Below are 20,426 nucleotides of genomic sequence, written 5' to 3'. Positions count from 1 at the left end.
TAATCTGATTGGATTGACACGAAAAAAGGAGAAAGTATGAAAGTATGGCTTAAAGCAGGTGTGATTATATTTTATGTTTTGGGATATTGTTTTTTGAGAAAACGTATGCGGAGAGATATAGTCAAATTATTTAAAGCATACATGCTATTGATGATTTTTTTGCTTTCGCTCTTGCCGGAACCATTTATATTGAAGCATTTAGGAGTAACACTTCGGGCAGACACCCTGGTGCTATGGATGGCAGGCATAGAGGCAGTGGATGCATGGGATGAATATAAGAGAGAGAAGAATAGAAATAAAAGCAATCATGACAGTGGTGTAAAGAAAAATGGGAAGAGCAAAAAAGAAACCAGAGTATGATCAGAACAGAATAATGGAGCAGTTCCAGAATTGTATCGTAGAGGCATATACTTCGGGAATAGCTGATGGAACAGGTATTTCGTTAAGGCAAGTGTCAGAAGAGTTTTGCATTACATTGATGAAAACACGAAAAATATTGATTACTGCAGGTATATATCATACTGAAAACAGTGAGCAGATTAACTCAATGCGAAAGCGGGGAATGAATATTCCGGAAATAATGAAAGCAACTGGTTTGAGTAAGTCATCTGTACACTCCTATCTGCCATATACCAAAATGATCTATAATGTAGATGAACTTAGTCTTTACGCAGAGCGTTGTAGAATGTACAGAAAAAGAAAGCAAGCTATTGAGCAATTACAGATATGCAAGGGAGCTTCCTTGGAATGTGTGGAGAAATATTTGTGGAGTACGATTGAAATTTTTTCAGGATATTCCTTTACAACGGTAAAAGGATTACGATTTCGATATGGTGTAAATGGAAATGAAATACAGATTAATCGAAAGAAAAAATCTATAACGAGAAGTAGTGTGAAAGTTGCTTTAAAAGCGACGTTAGAGAAGAACGGAAATATAAACGGACCGAAAAAATTAGGAGTATTCGGTGCCAGTTATTTGTATCCGATGTTCTTGAGATTTGGATTGATTGATACAGAAAGGAAATTGAATGGACATTTACCAGATATGGACAACATATAATAAGCAATGGTCAAGATATGAAATATTGGCTTTTACAGGAGTATTGATACTGGTATGTACAGCGATGGCAGTGTGTGTACATAGAAAGAAGTTGAATATAATTCAGGTAGCAGCAGTATTGGCGTTGGTGGTGTTCCTGGGAATTGTATTTGGATCAACTGTATTTACCAGGACGGGAACTATTCGTCAGTATAAATTAGTACCATTCTGGTCATGGAGAGATATTATTCGCTCCCATGATTGGACGTTATTAAAAGAGAATTTGCTGAACTGCATATTGTTATTACCTGCCGGAGTCCTGCTTCCCATAATTGCAAATCATAAAGTGAAGTGGTATCAGGCTCTGGCTGTAGGAATATTGGTATCAGCAATAATAGAGGTCAGTCAGTTGATTTTTATGCGTGGTTTATTTGAATGGGACGATATGATTCATAATGGACTGGGATGTATGATAGGCTGCCTTTTTGCAAATATTTTCGTGAAAAAGAAAAATAGAGATTGACGAACGTATGTTCTGGTAGTATAATCATAAATGTGAAAGGAAACAGGAGGTCAGCCCTGTTACCTGGCATGAAATCTATTGGATGAGCAACAGTAAAATACTGTTTCGGGATGGCTCGTCAAAACTCATCAGCGGTTTTCTTTCCCTTATCCGTATGAGTGATTTTATATTACTTGGAGGACTGGAGATGAGATCAGATTTGAAAACAGGTCATACGCAGAAAAATACAGAGAGAGCAGGACAAGCAGAAAAAGCATTATATTTATTGAATACAATCAGTGCTATTACAGATCGGGGAAATAATGCGGAGGTCAGACGCAAAAAGGATGGCTCTTTGACTGTATATGAAGTAAAAAAGAATATTGTAACCGTTTGATAAATTGGTATTGAGCGAAGGACTAATAGGAGTCAGAAACATTCGGAAAAAAGGATGTTCCTGGCTCCTTTTTTGTTATTCTGATTCAGATGTCTCTTTTGGTGCAGTAGGAGCAGTAAGGCAGTTTTTCAGGATGCATGATAACTCACGATCATCTTCGTGAAGAATATGGTATGTTTTTTCAAGGGAAGATATGTTAGATAATTTTGCCAGTTCCTTTATTGATGTTGCCAGCGGAATATCTTCCTTTAATGTGCCTTTCGGTAAAGCATAGTATACTTGAGCAATATTCAAATAATTTTCAAGATTTGTGCGGAAGGCTGGATCAAAAGATCCCTGTTTCAAAAGCGTATCTACAGTTTCTTTTTTAATAATAATATGCTTTTCCTGTATTCTGAGAAGCCCCTCGATTAATGATTGGGTATCAGGATCTATCACAGGATATTGCTGCATATTACATAAACAAAAGCGATGGATAGCTGGATGGCGGATACGTCCGGATGAAGCTGTAGCAGCACAACCTACAACACAGGCAAGTTCTTTGTTGTTGAGATTGCCATGATTGAAAACCATGAACCACATATCTCCGTATTTACTACAAACAAGTCGGCAGAACATCTGACTGTTAGAGGAATAGATTAACGTACCCTCGTAATGCTTGGAAAAAGGAGAACCCTCCGTAGTTAAATCTCCTGAATCAATATCGAGAATTGCAGAACATTCATGCATAGAATTGAAATCGCCCAACTTCAGGACTCCATGTACTAAAGTCTGGTCAGCATGGTCTTCTGGGTAAGCCGATGTTGGCAGATAAAACACATGGTAGTTTCCTGTATAACCGTTGTAAGCGGGATTGTCAATTTCATAGACAAGACGTTGCTGCCCATTCTCTGCTGATGTTTTTGCAATTTCGATGGAATGAAATACCGCATTTAAGTTTAAATCCAAACCATCACATACTTTTAACAAAGTAGATAATGTAGTAGAAGAAGGGGTTTTAAACATTTTGTCAATCGTTCGAGGTGACATTTTTCCTGACTTTTTTGCACATATCTCGGCGAGATCACGAGAGGTCATGGATTTATCGACCATAATGGCTTCAATATAGGCGACGATTTTTTGGAGGATTTCTTGATTGTTCATGGCACAGGACTCCTTTCAGAAAAAGAGAAATTAATGGTTAAATCTATAGTATCACAAACAGAAAGAGATGAAAATAATAAAAGCGCAAAAAATTGCACAAAAAAATATTTAACATGCAATGGACTACGCTGTTAAATGATTGACACGCAAAATAATGTAATTTGCACAAAAAAACGCACCATAACACATTAGTTATAGTGCATATTGACAATAAATGGCAGTAATGCTATAATGTAAAAGACCTACTCCCCTGGCAAGGGAGTAGACCTAAAAACCGCTTATACAGACAAAATCGACATCAACCCTCTGGTCTAGTCCGATTGGCAGTCGGATTTTATGGGCTTGGTGTCGGCTTTATCAGTACTATTTCACGTTGTACAAGACATCCGTCTAGAACCCGAATACTAATGTATCATTACTGAGCAATTGTTGATTCGCTCCCTCTAGCTCTATTTTCCATATGCCCATTTTTCAATGGTTATAGGAAAACTTGTCAAATACAACGCTCATTAGTATATCATGCAAAGAAAATGAAGTCAAGTTTTTTTGATGAGAAACATATTAAATTTGCGTGAAAAATATGTAAAATAGATACAATTTCTAAGGCTAATATAGCTTGGAAGACAGAGAAGAATGCGAGAATACATTATGAAGAAAAAAAAGAAGAAGATAGAAACGGTGCGTCTGATAACATTCGACCAGGCTGTTATCGACGTTGTGGGTGGAACTGTTTTAAGAAGAGAAATACTTGAAAATTTTATAGTAGCAAATAACAAAATGATGACGGTAGTTGGGGGAAACTCTCTGCTAAGATTGGGGAAGAATCTGGCAGCAGGAAGTTATGTGTTAAGGATAAACAGAGAAAGTTCGCTCTGGAAGTACTGTATGAGATGAAACCGTAGATGGTAAAAATCACTACCTTTTTCTAAACGGATAACAGATCTTGAAGGCCGGGATAGAAATGCAAGTCATTTTGTTCCGGCTATAATTCTCTTTATTTTTAAGAGATGAATATTCGAAATCTGTTAGAAGGGGGTGATCAAAATGGCATCTGACTGTGAAGTGCGGACTTTAAGTTCTATTGGAAGCGAAATTAAAAGCTGGTGTAAACAGAATAAAGTGAATCAAACTGAGTTAGCAGCGGCACTTGATGTCAGCACGATGACAGTCAGAAGAGTTTGGAAGGGAACGAAAGAATTAACGTCGGTTCAGATTGCGATAATGTTAGAGGTGATGCCCCATGTGACAGCGGACTTTTTTATTCCAACGGACATGGGGGAACGATGTATTGAGTATGCCCAGAATTTGAATAAAGGGTATCGTACTGAAATGCAACAGAAGGCGATTACCAATATAAAGAGTAAATGTAGTAAAAATGAGGATTTGGAGAGGAGGTTACAAGCAGCTATGAATTCAGTTATGGATATTGAAGATGTTAAAAAGAAAGAAATTATGGTGCAACAGATAGAACTGATGTTAAAAGCTGCTGCTATCTAAAATGAAAAAAATATATTTAAAAAGTTAAGCAATCATTCTGATGTCATATAGAATGGTTGCTTTTTTTATGTGTTTCAGATAGGAATCGAACAAATTTGTTCGGTGTAAAAATCAATTCGAACATAAGAGTTCAGATTTTTGAGGAAAAAATTGATAGGATTAGATCATCAAAAAGGAGGTAACAGATTATGAGCCGAGAAGAATATCTGGAATTTATCACACATCAGCCCTATGACGCAATGGGAGATTTTAGTTTCCTGGTAGATGAAAAGTCTGATAAGGCTGAAAACACTACAATAGAAAATGACAATATGAACACTGATTAATCTGCGTGCAGGGAGTGCCCTGTATAGCTGATTGATACATAAAGCAGCAAGGAGAGGCTTCGCAAGTCGCTCGGTATAAAAAAAACCGGGCAGATCGGAGTCTTTTTTTGCTGCTTTTTTTGTCTACTGACAGCCCGGAGCCGAAAGGCAGAAAGGTGGTTGTCATGCTGACACTTAGAAAACTGAAAGAAATGGTGGAATCTCCAAAGAAAGGCGAAAAGAAACCGAGCTGTAAAAGTTTACGGGAGGGGAAATACCCGGTTGTTGCTCAGAAGATTATTAAGAACGAGGTAGGCGTAGTCACGATCACTGTTTATAAGAACGGATATGTGGTCTATCAGGCACAGAATCGGGTAACAGTATTTCCTATCGAAGATATTTCCGGTTATCGCTATTCTTCTGTGGCTGGAAATGGATATGGATGTAATCTGACGGAATCTTACTTTGAAGAGGCTGAATGGTATCTGCGTTTTGTTCTTCGAGGAGAAGATCGCCTGAGCATCAATCTGGATAGCTGCAATCAGAAACGCTGTATTTCCTTATCTTCTGCTATGGAAGAAATGCAGCTTGGTGAGAGTGTGGCACTAGATATGGAGGAAATGATTGTTCAGCAGATGATGACAGAAAGCATGATGGATATGCTGACCGATAAGCAGAAGGAACTTATTTATGCTCTTTATTTTGAGAAACAGACCTATCAGGAATATGCCGATATTCATGGAATCAGTTCAGCAGCAGTCAACAACATGAGAAATAAGGCAGTTGCCAAGCTGAGAGCCAGCTTGGAAGAACTCGCAGAAAGTACTGAGAAAAAGAAATTGAGAAAAAAATAAAAAAGTTTGCAAAAGGGGGTTGGTAAACACCTTCTGCCGAGCTTTATAGGTGAAGGGTTAATTCTTCAAAAGAAAAAGCCCGGACTTGTACCTTGACAATTTCATATAGATAGCAAGAGGGGATACCCGGAAACTCAGCTACGCATAATAACCAGCGGCCAGGATTCGGAGAGAACGTGAAAGAGAAACGGCTGAAAGGCACTTTTACAAGGAACGGCCTCTTGCGGCTTAAATGCTTGATCCTTATTAAAACTGTTATTTCCATTTTTTATGGAGATGACAGCAGATACCATGTGGCGGTGCTTCGCTTAGTGCAGGTGCCGCTATATGCATGTGCTGTTATCTTTTCAGAAATGTACAGGTATCAGTAACAAAAACATCGGGAGGTGGTTCCAATGATTGAATAGTGCAGGTATAGACCTGCTGAAAAGAAAAACGATGATAAGTGAAGAAAGAGAGGATTAAGTCAAAATGAAAATGAAGTTCAAAAGATTCTTATCAGGAGTCATGGCAGTTGCCACGTTAGCGTCTGTAATCGTTCAGCCAGTAGCTGTTTCTGCATCGGAATTAGAACCGGAAGAAATACCGTTTGAGCAGCAGTATCCGGAATTAAAAGAGGTACAGGATTCGCTTGATCCAGATGAAATTGTAGCAGCAAATGACATTGAACTTGCCTATGGACAGGAATTTGAAGTGGAAGTAGATCTGTCCGGTATTGACGGAGTGGATGAGAGTAAAATAAAAATCATGTTCCATGAAGCAAAAAATGAATCCGGAGCTGATTTCGATACACATACACCGGACACCTACAAGGCAGTATATGCGGTAGAGCCGGTAAGTGGTCATCCATCTTACAGAATCAGCAGAAATATCACTGTAAAAGAACCTGAAACAGAAATGCAATCAGAGAGTTCTTCTGAAATTACAGTGGACGATGATAGTGGCACTGGAGATACAGAGCAGAGTGATGACGATTCAGAGTCGCACCGGGAAAACACAGTTGATACGAAAACTGAACTTACGGTGTCTGAAGTGCTAGAACAGGCAGAGACAAATGGAATTGATCTGTATGCAATGGATGCAGGAGAAACCGTAACCTTTATGGCTTCTGCAGGAAATGCAAGAAGTTCACAGCAGGTTTCTGTTACAAGGGGAACCATGTATCGTTACGCAGATTATGGATATGGTAGTTACCTTACTTATCAGTATACTGTGAAATTTGGTAATGTATCTGCCACAGCATACTGTGTACAGCCATCAAAGCCAGGACCAGGAAGTGGAACTTATACAATTAATAAGGTGGGAGATGGAAAAGCACTTGCTAAGGTATGTTATTATGGCACAAAAGCTTCTGGAGATGATGGATTTTTCACAGAAGAGAATGGATACGGCAATTTAAGTGCCGGAGCCAAATTTATTCTGGTACACCTTGCAGCATCTTATGCAAATGGTAGTGGAGACGCTTTTTCAGGTGCAAACAGCACTGCACAGAATCTTGCAAAGAAACTTTATAATTATTGCGTTTCTCAACCGGATATTCCATCAGTGGCAATGTCTTTTTCAGATGCAAACGTAAAAGCCTATGTAGAGGGTAACAGTCAGAGAACAAAGGATATAACATTTAAGGCAGATGCATTACAGACAATTACTATGAAACTCCCTGCAGGTGTAAAACTTCATAACCTGTCAACAGGAAAAACAAGCAAAGCTGGAGCAAATGTTGAAATCTGCGGTGGTACGAAGTTTTATCTATCAGCACCACTGACACAGGTAAGTGATGTGGCAGAGAGTTGGTCTACAACAATGAAAGGAAGCATTACTAAAGATTATTCAGCTTATAAGATTTCTACAGGATCTGGAAATCAGGATCTGGCATTGGTGTTTGGTGAAGGCGTGGATGATGAAAAATACGTGGATTTTAAAGTATCCTGGATTGAACTTGCAACTGTAGAAGTTATGAAGAAAGATTCAGCAGCAGATGTAAACCTTGCAGGAGCCGTATTTGGTATTTACAGTGATGCAGATTGCAAAAATCTGATTACTACAATGCCGGAAACAGACAGCAATGGCAAATCTTCTGCAACGATTGTAAAAACACAGGATACGGTATATCTGAAAGAAATCACAGCACCGAAAGGTTATGTGGTAAATACAACCGCTTACAATGTGAAGCTGGTAGCAAGTAAGACCACGACAACAACGGTACCGGATAAAGAGCAGCTTGGCGAACTGACTGTATATAAAGAAGGACAGGTTCTTGCAGGGGCAGATGTCAGCGAGAATGGTACAGTATTCCAGTATGAAAACAGACGTCAGAAAGGTGCTGTTTATAATGTATATGCAGGAGAAGATATTATCTCTGCCTATGGTGCGAAGATTTACAGCAAAGGCGATCTTGTGAAAGAAAACCTTTCGACAGACGAAAACGGTGCTTGTATCCTGAAAAATCTGCATCTTGGAACTTATGTTGTCAAAGAAATGCAGGCACCGGAGAACTTTTATAATGCTGGAGAGGAAAAGACAGTTACACTTTCCTATGCTGGACAGAATGTGGAAGTAGTCTTTTCTGATGTGATATTCACAAATGACAGACAGAAGGCAGATGTGAGTGTTGTAAAGAAAGACAAGGATACCGAAAATCCGTTATCTGGAGGTGTGTTTGCCCTGTATGCTGGCAGTGATATTGCCAACGCAGACGGAAATGTAGTAGTGAAGAAAGGCACATTGATTGAAAAATTAACGACAGGAGCAGATGGAAAAGCGGCATTTAACGCAGATCTTCCGATTGGATTTTCTTATGTAGTCAAAGAGGAACAGGCACCACAGGGATATTTGAGAAATTCTAAAGATGTTTATACATTTAAGTTCTCATATACCAGTGACAGTGAGCCGAAAGTTTCATTCACTCATATATTTGTAAATGAGAGAGTCAAAGCAAAGATTTCTCTGGAAAAGAGAGATGCGGAAACAAAACAGGCGGTTGCACAGGGAGATGCGACACTGGAAAAAGCAGTTTATGGACTGTACGCTCGTAATGATATTGTTCATCCGGACGGTATTACCGGTGTGATCTATAAAGCCGGGGAGCAGGTTGCTACTCTTACAACAGATAAGAATGGACAGGCTTCTGTAGATGGCTTGTATCTTGGAGATTACTATGTGAAAGAGATTAGTCCGTCAGTGGGTTATCTGGCAGACGAAACAGAACATGATCTGGTCTGCAATTATGAAGGCGATCTGGTAGCAGAGGTTAAACGTGACTGCACTTCACTGGAGCAGGTAATGAAACAGCCGTTCCAGATCATCAAAGCAGCCAATAATGGAAAAACAGACGCTGATCTGCTGAAAGGTGCCGGATTTACGGCATATCTGGAATCTTCCCTGACAAAGAAAGCAGACGGAAACTATGAGTTTGCTTCTGCAACACCAGTTGTGATCGGGGAAAATGGTGCAACAGAAATGTTCACAGACGAAAAGGGTTATGCTTGCAGTATCGCACTTCCATATGGAACTTATATTGTGCGTGAAACTACAACTCCTCACAATTATACTCCGGTAGATGATTTTACAGTGCGTATCACAGAGAATAATCCGAACCAGCCACAGACGTGGAGAGTACTTCTGGATGATGAGTTTGAAGCAAAGCTGAAAATCATCAAACAGGATGATGAAACTAAGAAACCAGTATTACAGAAAAATACAGAGTTTAAGATTTATGACCTGGATCATAAGAAGTATGTGGAGCAGGTTACAACCTATCCGACAACGGTTAAGCACAAATCTTATTTTACAGATGAGCAGGGATATTTGATTCTTCCGCAGAATCTGAAAATCGGAAATTACCGTATTGAGGAAGTGAATGCCCCGTTCGGTTACACATTGAATAAAAATTATTATGAGGTAACAGTTGATTCTAATACTGCATATCAGATGGATGGAACTTCCGGGGATGTGATCATTGAAGCAATTTATGAGAACCATCCAGTTAAGGGAGAACTGACTATCGTGAAAAAGGGCGAAGTTCTGGACGGATTCAAGGATGATTTTACATATCAGACAGAAAATCTGGAAGGAGCAGAGTTTGCCATTTATGCTGCGGAGGATATTTATACCGCTGATTTCCAGAAAGATGACAATGGAAACCGTATTCTGGAATATGCAGCCGGAACACTTGTAAAAACTGTTACAACCGATAAAGAGGGAAAAGCGGTCCTGAAGAATCTTCCACTTGGAAGTTATAAGATTGTGGAAACGTCTGCGCCAACAGGATTTGTTTTAAACAGCGAAGCACAGACAGTCACTTTTACTTACAAAGATCAGGAAACACCTGTCATTGAGCAGACAGCTACTTTTGAGAATGAACGCCAGAAGGTAGAAATTTCGGTGGAAAAACAGGATGCTGATACAGAAAAAGCAGTTGCAGGGGCAGAATTTGGACTTTATGCGAAGAATGACATAGAAGCTCATGGAACTGTGATTGTGAAAGCAGGCTCACTTCTTGGAAAAGCTGTTTCCGGAGAAGATGGAAAGGCTGTATTTACACAGGATCTGCCATTTGGAGAGTATTATATCAAAGAACTGGCAGCACCGAATGGCTATGTATTTTCAGATGAAGTTCTGGAAGTAAAGGCAGAGTACCAGGGACAGGAGGTTAAGGTCGTGCAGTTATCTTCTGTACTTAAAAATCAGCCTACAAAAGTTGTGGTTTCCAAGTCTGACCTGACTACTGGCGTGAAATTATCTGGTGCGACTCTTACGGTACTGGACAAAGATGGAAATGTAGTTGATACATGGAAGTCTGTAAAAGGTGAGCAGCATATGATTGAACGGCTTACTGTAGGGGAAACCTATACTCTCAGGGAAGAAATAGCTCCTTATGGATACCTCAAGGCAGAAGAGGTCACTTTTACGATTGAGGATACTGGGGAAATCCAGAAAGTGGAAATGAAAGATGATGTGCCGACAGGAACGATCATCATCAATAAAAATGGAGAGTTTCTGGATAAAGTAACGGCATTGGATTCTGTTGGAGGATGGATCAGCCATTTATTCCAGTATGTAACAGGCAGTCTGAAAGATGTTACCTTTGAAGTATTTGCTTTAGAGGACGTGAAATCTGCTGACGGGGAAAGTGAAGATTATTATAAAAAAGATGAACTGGTAGCAACCATTACAACGGATGATACCGGCATTGCAAAGTTATCCGGACTTCCTCTTGGCAAATATTATGTCAAAGAAAAAGCTACAGTGGATGGTTTTGTGCTGGATAATGAGGCAAGAGAGATTGACCTGACATATCGTGATCAGGATACTGCAGAAGTCACTTACTCTGCTGACTGGCAGAACAATCGCCAGAAAGCGGAAGTGGAAGTTGTGAAAAAAGAGAAAGATTCGGATCGTGTACTGGAAGGTGCAGTATTTGCCCTTTGTGCCAAGAATGATATTACAGGAGCAGACGGAAAAGTTATTCTGGAAGCGGATACTGTGATTGAAGAACTGGCAACGGATAAAGAAGGAAAACTGACTTTTACAGCAGATTTACCGATTGGTTTTGAGTATTATATCAAGGAAACTTCCCCGGCACCTGGATTTGCAACGACAGATGAAACACAGGAGTTTACATTTGAGTACGAAGGTGCGGAAAAGGAAAAAGTATTTTATTCATTTACTTTTGAGGATGAACCGACAGTAATTGAGATTACCAAGACTTCCCTGACAGATGGAAAAGAGCTGGAAGGTGCCAAGTTACAGGTAACTGATGAAAGCGGTAAGGTTGTAGATTCCTGGATTTCCGGTAAAGAAGCTCATATCATCAAAGAACTGGTAGTCGGACAGAAGTATACCCTGACAGAAACAAAACCAGCAGATGGTTTTGTGACAGCGGAAAGCATTACATTTACCGTTGAAGATACCGTAGAAACACAGAAAATCGAGATGAAAGACGATATTACCAAGGTAGAGATCTCCAAGACGGATATTTCCGGTAAGGAACTGCCGGGCGCAAAACTGACAATTCTCGACAAAGACGGTAAAACGGTAGAGAGTTGGACTTCTGAGGAGAAACCGCATTACATTGAAATGCTTCCGATTGGGGAGTATACACTTCGGGAAGAATCTGCCCCTAATGGTTATCTGATAGCTGAGGACGTGAAGTTCACAGTGGAAGATACCGGGGAGATTCAGAAAGTTGTGATGAAAGATGAGGTAAAACCGGAAGAAACATCAACACCGGAAACACCATCTACACAGGTAACAGATACACCGAAAACCGGAGATGATACACATATGCTGCTTTGGATTCTGCTTGCAGTAGCAGGTATGGCAGGTGTAGTGTCAGCGGTATGGGTGGCAAGAAAGAAGAAATAAAAATCAGTTAGTTAAGAGGGCATTTATGGACGAAAAAGATTCATAAATGCTCTCTTTCTGGTTAATACTAGGAAAAATGAAGGGAGAATGTATTATGAAACAGGTATTAATTATAGCGGTTGTAGCAATTATTGCAGCAGTTAATTTTGTGATGTATTGCTGTCTGAGAGTAGCATCACAGGAAGATCAGATGTTGGAAAAACTGAGCAGGAGAAAGGAGTCAGAAAGCGATGGCGATTAGATATGCAGAGGACAAGCCGAAATCCTGTGAATATTGTTATTTCTGGAATGAAAAGAAAAAGGAATGCAGGCAGATGAGATGCTTTTATCAGCTCCCTGAAAAGCCACCTGATCCAGATCCGGCACACAGGTTTTGGGTTCCATGCAAAGGCTGTCCGTATGGAAGAAATCCATGTATTGGCTATTGCATGGCTAAAATTCTAAAAGAGCAGAGGAAAAAACAATCTGGATAAGGATACATACATATTCCCGTATCACTACGGGGAGGAAGCAGAACAGTATACGTTCTATCGGATTCCCAAGATTCTCTTTACCAGTCCGGTATTTGGAAAACTGACCTGTGAAGCTAAGTTGTTGTATGGTCTATTGCTAGACCGGATGCAGTTATCTGTGAAGAATCGGTGGATGGATTCGGAGGGAAAAGTGTATATATATTTTTCGCAGGAGCAGATAGCAGGGCTTATGGGATGTGGAGTAAAAAAAGTCCGGTGCTTGTTAAAGGAACTGGATGACCGGAAAGGAATCGGATTGATTACGAGAGTCAGACAGGGATTGGGAAATCCCGATAGAATCTATGTAAAAAAATGCGTATCACCAGAACGGTTCAAAGAGAACTTCCAGACAGGTCAAAATGACTTCTCAGGAAAGGTACAAATGACCGATGCAGACAGGTGTAAACTGCCAGGTAATGATATAGAGGTTAGTAATACTGAGAATAACGATACAGAGTATCTTTCTTTCTATTCAGATGCCAGTGAAGTGAAAAGGAAAGAAGCTGAAAGGAATGCTTATCAGCAGATTATCCTTGAACACATTGGATATGACTATATCGTAGATGATTTCAACCGGCATATGTTGGATGAGATTGTGGGGTTAATGGTAGATGTGGTGTGTTCGGAACAGGAGTTTATACGGATTGGAGGGGACAGAAAACCTTTATCCGTAGTAAAAAGCCAGTTTTTAAAACTGGATGCAGAGCATATTCGGTTCGTATTGCATTGCATGAAAGAAAATACCAGTAAAGTAGTAAATATGCGTCAGTATTTGTTGGCAGTATTATATAATGCACCGCTGACCATCAGCAATTATTACTCATCTTTGGTGCAGCATGATATGTACGAAGGGAATATATGAATTTTAGATTTTCAGGAAGGGAGTGATTCTATTGCAGGAAGAAGTAAATGAGAAAACCGTATCGTTATGTATCACTGGTGGAAAAGTAACAGTCCGTTTATTGAAACAGGCAATGATGCGTTTTCTGGCGGCAGTGGAGAAAGAAAAAGCAGAGAAAGCAAGAAAACAGCAGACAAAGGCACCTCCGGATAAAGAATATCATGGAAAGCAGAGTTTAAAGAAGCTGACACAGCAGAATATTCAACTTTCCAACATTGAGATTACAGATAATAACATTAAGGCTTTTGAAAAGGTTGCAAAAAAATATGGTATTGATTTCAGCCTAAAACGTGATAAGTCTGTAGATCCACCAAGATATTTTGTTTTCTTTAAGGCGAGAGATGTGGAGGTGATGACAGCAGCATTTCGGGAGTTTACCGGAAAGACACTGAATAAAACCAAGAAACCATCTGTCCGTAAGAAATTACAGCAGGCAATCACAGCCCGTAACCAGGACAAACAGAGAGAACGGGAGAAATCAAAAGAGAAGCAGAAGGAGCCAACATTATGAGTGGGATAAAAAATATAAAGAAAAAACTGAAAGGTTTTCAGGTGCGTCCCCCGAATGTGGAAGTAATAAAAAAGGTTCTGCTACATATACCGTATGTGGTTGTGTTTTATGTGGTAAATAAATGTACCTGGCTTTATCAGTATTGCAGGGGCAGTACAGTAGTAGACAGGCTGATGATTCTTCTTATGAATTATCCATTAGCTTTTAAGAAGCTGTTGCCAAGCATGAAGCTGAAAAGTCTGGTTGCGGGAACAATCGCAGCAGTTGGCATATGGGCAGTGGTATATTTCAAGGGAAAGAATGGAAAGAAGTTTCGCCAGGGGGAGGAATATGGTTCTGCCAGGTGGGGAAATGAAAAGGATATAGCACCTTTTATTGATCCGGTTTTTGAGAATAATATTCTGCTGACACAAACGGAACGTCTGACCATGAACAGTAGACCAAAGAAACCGAAGTACGCCAGAAACAAGAATATTATAGTGATAGGTGGATCTGGTAGCGGTAAGACTCGATTTTATGTAAAACCGCAGCTTATGCAGATGCCGGACAATGTAAGTTTTGTGGTCACCGATCCAAAGGGAACGATTATCGTGGAATGTGGTAAAATGTTAGCAAGAGGGACACCGAAGAAAGATAAAAACGGAAAAATTTTGCGTGATAAAAATGGCAGGGTGGTAATGGCTCCTTACAAAATCAAGGTGCTGAATACCATCAATTTTTCCAAGAGTATGCATTATAATCCATTTCATTACATTCGTTCTGAAAAAGATATTCTGAAACTGGTAAATACAATCATGGTAAATACCAAGGGCGAGGGAGAAAAATCTTCCGAGGATTTCTGGACGAAAGCGGAACGTCTGCTGTATTGTGCTTTGATTGGTTATATCTATTATGAAGCACCAGAAGAAGAACAGAATTTCTCAACCCTGCTGGAATTTATCAATGCCAGTGAAACCAGGGAAGAAGATGAAGAGTTTAAAAATGCTGTGGATCTGTTATTTGAGGAGTTGGAAAGGGACGAGCCGAACCACTTTGCAGTAAGGCAGTATAAAAAATACAAACTGGCTGCAGGAAAAACGGCAAAGTCGATTTTGATCAGCTGTGGTGCCAGACTTGCTCCGTTTGATATTGCGGAACTTAGGGAACTGACTTCTTATGATGAAATGGAACTGGATATGATTGGAGATCAGAGAACGGCACTGTTTATTGTAATTTCGGATACAGACGATACTTTTAACTTTGTGGTTGCTATGATGTACAGTCAGCTTTTCAATCTGTTATGCGACAGAGCCGATGATGTTCATCATGGAAGACTGCCTTATCATGTGAGAATCCTTTGTGACGAGTTCGCAAATATTGGTCAGATTCCGAAGTTTGACAAGCTGATTGCAACGATCCGAAGCAGGGAAATTTCTGCTTCCATTATACTCCAGTCCCAGTCGCAGCTCAAGACAATTTACAAGGATGCAGCCGAAACCATTACGGGAAATTGTGACACAATGTTGTTCCTGGGAGGTAAGGAAAGTACCACTCTGAAAGAAATTTCAGAAACACTGGGTAAGGAAACCATTGACTTATATAACACTTCTGATACAAGAGGACAGAGCAGATCTTACGGTTTGAACTATCAGAAAACAGGAAAAGAATTGATGAGTCGGGATGAACTGGCAGTCATGGACGGTAACAAGTGTATTTTACAGCTTCGTGGTGTCCGTCCGTTTTACAGTGATAAATTTGACATTACAAAACATAAACGGTATAAGCAGTTATCCGATTATGATAAAAAGAATGAGTTCCATGTGGAAGAATACATGAAACATCAGATGGAAGTCCGGTTAGATCCGGAAGAACAGTTTGACCTTTATATGTATGAAGGCAGTGAACTGGAAGAACAATCAAATAATGAAAATGAAGGCACAGGGCATGTAACGTAAAACATACATAGCTCTTTTTTTATGCCCTTTTGGGAGGTAGCGATATGCACAAGCATGAAAGACCGCCCATCAGGGCGGAACCCTCCGAGTAGTAACCAGTAAAAAATCACAATGAAAAACAGGAGTTACGAAAGGAGAACATAGATTATGGCGTTTTTTACATCAGCAATTAATATATTACAGACACTCGTTGTCGCAATCGGAGCAGGACTTGCAGTTTGGGGAGTTATCAATCTTCTGGAAGGTTATGGTAATGATAATCCGGGTGCGAAGTCACAGGGAATCAAGCAGCTTATGGCAGGTGGAGGTGTCGTTTTAATCGGTACACAGCTTGTACCATTACTGGCGAATTTATTTTAGCCGGGGCAGTAAGAAAGGAGAACACGCATGGATAAGATTTTTGAGTCCATAGAAGAATGGATGCGTAACCTCCTTACAGGCATGGTCAGCTCAAACCTGACGAACATGTTTACCGATGTAAATGAAAAAACCGGTGATATTGCAAGTCAGGTTGGGCAAACGCCCCAGGGATGGAATGGCAGTATATTTAGTCTGATTCAGAATCTGTCAGATTCTGTGATCGTGCCGATTGCCGGGATGATTATAACCTTTGTGCTGTGTTATGAGCTGATTTCCATGCTCACAGAGAAGAACAACATGCATGACATTGATACATGGATGTTCTTCAAATATTTTTTTAAAATGTGGGTTGCAGTCTGGTTCGTAAGTAATGCATTCACAATTACTATGGCAATTTTTGATGTGGGCCAGAATGTAGTGAACCGGGCATCAGGAGTGATCAATCATCAGACAGCAATTAATATTGATTCGGTGGTCACTTCAATGGAAACGGCAATGGAATCAATGGAAGTAGGGGAACTGGTCATACTGGCACTGGAAACACTTCTGGCAAGCCTGTGTTTAAAGGTTATTTCCGTTTTTATAACGGTCATTCTTTATGGACGTATGATTGAGATTTACTTGTATTCGTCCATCGGTGCAATTCCGTTTGCAACAATGAGCAATCGGGAATGGGGACAGATTGGCAGCAATTACTTAAGAGGATTGTTCGCATTGGCATTCCAGGGATTTTTTATCATGGTGTGTGTGGGCATTTATTCCGTACTGGTTGCTAATATACAGGTATCAGATAACGTGCATACAGCATTGCTCAGTGTAATGGCTTATACGGTTGTACTTTGCTTCAGCCTTATGAAAACAGCCAATTTCTCAAAGAGTGTGTTTAACACACATTAAATATAAAAAAGGAGATGATAGAAAATGGCTTTTGTATCAGTACCCAAAGATCTGACGAAAGTTAAAAATAAGATTATTCTGAACCTCACAAAACGTCAGCTTATCTGTCTTGGCATTGCAGCGGCAGTAGGGCTTCCATTTTATTTCCTGGCAAGAGGATTGATTGGTTCAAGTAATGCGGCAACCGGAATGTGTTTGTTGATGCTTCCGGCTTTTTTGTTTGCCATGTATGAGAAAGACGGACTTCCTTTAGAAAAAGTCCTGAAAAATATGATTACAGTAAAATTTATCCGTCCTCCGTTGCGAAAGTATGAGGTGGAAAATATGTATGAGAAAAGAAAAATTATAACAAAATCGAAGGGAGGTACAGTTCGTGGAAAGAAGAGAAAATGATAAATTGCTGCCAGAACATGCCAAAGATGCTTCTTATCCAGAGGACTGGTGGTTAGATGAAGCAGATTCTGCTGATGGTTTACCAGTGTTTGCCATGGATGAAGCAGAAGATTTTGTCAAGGACAGACAGCGTTTGAAGGGAGTACCTATGGTTACAGGGTATGAAGCACTGGAGCGACATCGGGGTATCCGCAGACCAAGACGTAAATTAAGCAGACGAGAGCAGCGAGCCTGGGAAAAAGCACAGAAGTATGAAGCAAAACTTCATAAGGCACACGAAAAAGAAGATAAAAAACGTGCAAAGCAGGAGGCAAAGCTGGCAGCTCGTGAAGAAAAAGCAGCAAAGAAACAGGCGAAAAAAGAGAATAAATATAAAAAGAAGACGAAACCAGCAGTGTCATCTTCTGTAAAATCCAATGGTAAAAAGGGAGCTGTAAAAAAAGTAAACAGGAATACGAGTGGTGGAAATAAAGAAAAGAAGATTACCGCACAACAGTCTATTCCATACAGAGAAATGGGAAAAGACGGTATCTGTCGTGTGGAAGATGGTTATTATTCCAAGACCATCCGTTTTTATGATATTAACTATCAGTTGGCACAGAACGAAGATAAAAATGCGATTTTTGAAAACTGGTGTGATTTCCTGAACTATTTTGACAGTACGATTCATTTCCAGTTGTCCTTTATCAATCATCACAGCAATATGGCAGAATATGAAGATGTGATTCGCATTAAGAAGCAGAATGACAGTTTTGATGATCTGCGTATGGAGTTTGCTCAGATGCTCAGAAACCAGTTGGCAAAGGGAAATAATGGTCTTGTCAGAACAAAGTATCTTACATTTGGAATCGAAGCAGACAATATCCGGGAAGCAAAACCGAAACTGGAGCGTATCGAAACGGATATTCTCAATAACTTTAAGGTATTAGGGGTGTCTGCTTATCCGTTGAATGGCGTGGAGCGTTTGCAGATTATGTATGAAACGTTCAACCAGGACAATAAAGTTCCGTTTCGGTTCAGCTATGACGATGTGCTGCGTACCGGACTGAATACCAAGGACTATATCGCACCATCCAGTTTTGTGTTTAAGAACGGAAAAGATTTTCAGATGGGAGATACTATCGGGGCAGTATCCTACCTGCAGATTTTGGCACCGGAGCTGACTGATAAAATGCTTGCGGAATTTCTGGAAATGGACTGCAATCTGCTTGTGAATCTTCACATCCAGTCCATCGACCAGATGAAAGCGATTAAGTTGGTAAAAGCAAAGGTTACAGATATTAACAGGATGAAAATTGAGGAGCAGAAAAAAGCAGTTCGTTCCGGATATGATATGGATATTATCCCGTCTGATTTGAATACTTACGGAGGGGAAGCAAAGAGGCTTCTGGAAGATTTGCAATCCAGGAATGAGAGAATGTTTCTTGTGACGGTGGTGTTTTTAAATACTGCAAAAAATAAACAGGAACTGGAAAATGTGGTATTTCAGACCGCAGGTATTGCACAGAAATATAATTGTGCATTAAAGAGGCTTGATTATCAGCAGGAACCGGGACTTATGAGCAGTCTGCCACTTGGAAAAAACTGGATTCCTATTAAAAGAGCATTAACGACAACTTCAACAGCGATTTTTGTTCCGTTCACGACACAGGAATTATTTATGGGTGGAGAATCCATTTACTACGGTCTGAATGCCTTGTCTAACAACCTGATTATGGCTGACAGGAAGAAACTGAAAAACCCGAATGGCTTGATCGTGGGTACTCCGGGAGCTGGTAAGTCCTTTGCGGCAAAACGTGAAATTACCAATGTTTTTATCGTGACAAAGGACGATATTATTATCTGTGATCCAGAAGGCGAGTATTTTCCCATAGTCCGGGCATTCAATGGACAGGTTGTTCGTATTTCGCCAACTAGTCATGATTATATCAATCCGATGGATATTAACACCAATTATGCGGATGATGACGATCCGTTATCTCTGAAATCAGATTTTATTCTTTCACTTTGTGAACTGGTAGTAGGTGGGAAGAATGGCTTGGAGCCAGTAGAAAAGACGATTATTGACCGTTGTGTCCGCTTGGTATATCAGGACTATCTTGCAGATCCGGTTCCAGAGAAGATGCCGATACTGGAGGATTTATACAATCTGCTTCGCAAGCAGGAAGAACCAGAGGCACAGCGTCTGGCAACGGCACTGGAAATCTATGTTAATGGTTCTCTTAAAGTATTCAACCATCGCACGAATGTTGAGTTGAATAACCGTCTGGTATGTTTCGACATTAAAGACCTTGGTAAGCAACTTAAAAAACTTGGTATGCTGATTGTTCAGGATCAGGTCTGGAACAGGGTAACAGTCAATCGTGCTGCACATAAATCTACCAGATATTACATTGATGAGTTTCACTTGCTGCTGAAAGAAGAACAGACAGCAGCATATAGCGTGGAAATCTGGAAGAGGTTCCGTAAGTGGGGCGGTATTCCGACTGGTATCACACAGAATGTAAAAGACCTGCTTGCTTCAAGAGAAATCGAGAACATCTTTGAAAACTCTGATTTTATTCTGATGCTTAACCAGGCATCCGGGGACAGACAGATTCTTGCCAAACAGCTTAACATCTCTCCGCATCAGCTTTCCTATGTGACAAACAGTGGAGCAGGAGAAGGCTTGATTTTTTATGGAAATACAATTATTCCGTTTAAGGACAGATTTGATAATTCTCTTATGCTGTATGCGTTAATGTCATCGAAACCGGAAGATGTGGAAAAACGTGAAAAACTTGGCATCAAAGACAGGGACGATTAACAGGAGGAG

Annotated in this window: 19 protein-coding genes; 18 read left to right on the top strand and 1 reads right to left on the bottom strand. The window is 40.1% G+C overall.

Annotation, left to right across the window (positions count from 1 at the left end; all coding sequences use genetic code 11):
• Positions 1 to 36: 36 nt before the first annotated feature.
• The 4 genes from OCV72_RS05745 (at position 37) to OCV72_RS05730 (ending at position 1,938) form a co-directional block, all read left to right on the top strand.
• Complete coding sequence (locus tag OCV72_RS05745) at positions 37 to 360, top strand: hypothetical protein (RefSeq protein WP_055282559.1); 324 nt, start codon at positions 37 to 39, stop codon at positions 358 to 360.
• Positions 329 to 1,060 carry a helix-turn-helix domain-containing protein gene (locus OCV72_RS05740; protein ID WP_055282558.1) on the top strand — a complete coding sequence of 244 codons (732 nt, stop codon included), beginning with the start codon at positions 329 to 331 and terminating at the stop codon, positions 1,058 to 1,060. The genes OCV72_RS05745 and OCV72_RS05740 overlap by 32 nt, the downstream gene beginning before the upstream one ends.
• Positions 1,029 to 1,562, top strand: coding sequence for a VanZ family protein (locus OCV72_RS05735; protein WP_055282557.1), 534 nt, complete (start codon positions 1,029 to 1,031; stop codon positions 1,560 to 1,562). Before OCV72_RS05740 ends, OCV72_RS05735 begins: the two co-directional genes overlap by 32 nt.
• Before the next feature lie 82 nt (positions 1,563 to 1,644).
• On the top strand, positions 1,645 to 1,938 hold the full coding sequence (locus OCV72_RS05730) for a hypothetical protein (RefSeq protein WP_055282555.1): 294 nt from the start codon (positions 1,645 to 1,647) through the stop codon (positions 1,936 to 1,938).
• A 75-nt stretch (positions 1,939 to 2,013) separates the two neighbouring features.
• Here the strand turns inward: OCV72_RS05730 and OCV72_RS05725 are convergent, their stop codons facing one another.
• Complete coding sequence (locus OCV72_RS05725; RefSeq protein WP_055282553.1) at positions 2,014 to 3,081, bottom strand: helix-turn-helix domain-containing protein; 1,068 nt, start codon at positions 3,079 to 3,081, stop codon at positions 2,014 to 2,016.
• A 648-nt stretch (positions 3,082 to 3,729) separates the two neighbouring features.
• Here OCV72_RS05725 and OCV72_RS05720 point away from each other — a divergent pair.
• The 14 genes from OCV72_RS05720 to OCV72_RS05655 all read left to right on the top strand — a co-directional run bounded on the left by OCV72_RS05720 (position 3,730) and on the right by OCV72_RS05655 (position 20,417).
• On the top strand, positions 3,730 to 3,975 hold the full coding sequence (locus OCV72_RS05720) for a hypothetical protein (protein WP_147364210.1): 246 nt from the start codon (positions 3,730 to 3,732) through the stop codon (positions 3,973 to 3,975).
• Positions 3,976 to 4,125: 150 nt separating this feature from the next.
• Positions 4,126 to 4,578, top strand: coding sequence for a helix-turn-helix transcriptional regulator (locus OCV72_RS05715; protein WP_055282548.1), 453 nt, complete (start codon positions 4,126 to 4,128; stop codon positions 4,576 to 4,578).
• A gap of 188 nt (positions 4,579 to 4,766) precedes the next feature.
• Positions 4,767 to 4,904, top strand: a complete 138-nt coding sequence (locus tag OCV72_RS05710) for a hypothetical protein (protein WP_172677209.1) — start codon at positions 4,767 to 4,769, stop codon at positions 4,902 to 4,904.
• Between the two features lie 107 nt (positions 4,905 to 5,011).
• Positions 5,012 to 5,737, top strand: coding sequence for an RNA polymerase sigma factor (locus OCV72_RS05705; RefSeq protein WP_055282546.1), 726 nt, complete (start codon positions 5,012 to 5,014; stop codon positions 5,735 to 5,737).
• 471 nt (positions 5,738 to 6,208) lie between these two features.
• The gene (locus OCV72_RS05700) at positions 6,209 to 12,103 is read left to right on the top strand and encodes a SpaA isopeptide-forming pilin-related protein (protein ID WP_055282544.1); all 5,895 of its coding nucleotides are present in this window, start codon (positions 6,209 to 6,211) and stop codon (positions 12,101 to 12,103) included.
• 94 nt (positions 12,104 to 12,197) lie between these two features.
• Complete coding sequence (locus tag OCV72_RS05695; RefSeq protein ID WP_172677208.1) at positions 12,198 to 12,344, top strand: hypothetical protein; 147 nt, start codon at positions 12,198 to 12,200, stop codon at positions 12,342 to 12,344.
• Positions 12,334 to 12,576, top strand: coding sequence for a hypothetical protein (locus OCV72_RS05690; protein ID WP_029730830.1), 243 nt, complete (start codon positions 12,334 to 12,336; stop codon positions 12,574 to 12,576). The genes OCV72_RS05695 and OCV72_RS05690 overlap by 11 nt, the downstream gene beginning before the upstream one ends.
• Positions 12,569 to 13,477, top strand: a complete 909-nt coding sequence (locus tag OCV72_RS05685) for a DUF6017 domain-containing protein (protein ID WP_276554499.1) — start codon at positions 12,569 to 12,571, stop codon at positions 13,475 to 13,477. The genes OCV72_RS05690 and OCV72_RS05685 overlap by 8 nt, the downstream gene beginning before the upstream one ends.
• Positions 13,478 to 13,508: 31 nt before the next feature.
• Entirely contained in the window at positions 13,509 to 14,027 is a 519-nt protein-coding gene (locus OCV72_RS05680; RefSeq protein WP_029730832.1) for a PcfB family protein, read from the top strand.
• On the top strand, positions 14,024 to 15,961 hold the full coding sequence (locus tag OCV72_RS05675) for a VirD4-like conjugal transfer protein, CD1115 family (protein ID WP_055282540.1): 1,938 nt from the start codon (positions 14,024 to 14,026) through the stop codon (positions 15,959 to 15,961). The genes OCV72_RS05680 and OCV72_RS05675 overlap by 4 nt, the downstream gene beginning before the upstream one ends.
• 147 nt (positions 15,962 to 16,108) lie before the next feature.
• On the top strand, positions 16,109 to 16,321 hold the full coding sequence (locus OCV72_RS05670) for a Maff2 family mobile element protein (RefSeq protein ID WP_005421639.1): 213 nt from the start codon (positions 16,109 to 16,111) through the stop codon (positions 16,319 to 16,321).
• 27 nt (positions 16,322 to 16,348) lie between these two features.
• On the top strand, positions 16,349 to 17,218 hold the full coding sequence (locus OCV72_RS05665; protein WP_055282538.1) for a VirB6/TrbL-like conjugal transfer protein, CD1112 family: 870 nt from the start codon (positions 16,349 to 16,351) through the stop codon (positions 17,216 to 17,218).
• 24 nt (positions 17,219 to 17,242) lie between these two features.
• Positions 17,243 to 17,611, top strand: coding sequence for a PrgI family protein (locus tag OCV72_RS05660; RefSeq protein WP_029730837.1), 369 nt, complete (start codon positions 17,243 to 17,245; stop codon positions 17,609 to 17,611).
• Positions 17,592 to 20,417, top strand: a complete 2,826-nt coding sequence (locus OCV72_RS05655) for a VirB4-like conjugal transfer ATPase, CD1110 family (RefSeq protein WP_055282534.1) — start codon at positions 17,592 to 17,594, stop codon at positions 20,415 to 20,417. The genes OCV72_RS05660 and OCV72_RS05655 overlap by 20 nt, the downstream gene beginning before the upstream one ends.
• Positions 20,418 to 20,426 lie beyond the last annotated feature (9 nt).

This window comes from Dorea amylophila, assembly GCF_025567265.1.
Classification (GTDB): Bacteria; Bacillota; Clostridia; order Lachnospirales; family Lachnospiraceae; genus Dorea_A; species Dorea_A amylophila.
The sequence above is the reverse complement of the archived record's forward strand: the minus strand, read 5'-3'. Positions and strand labels throughout refer to the sequence as shown.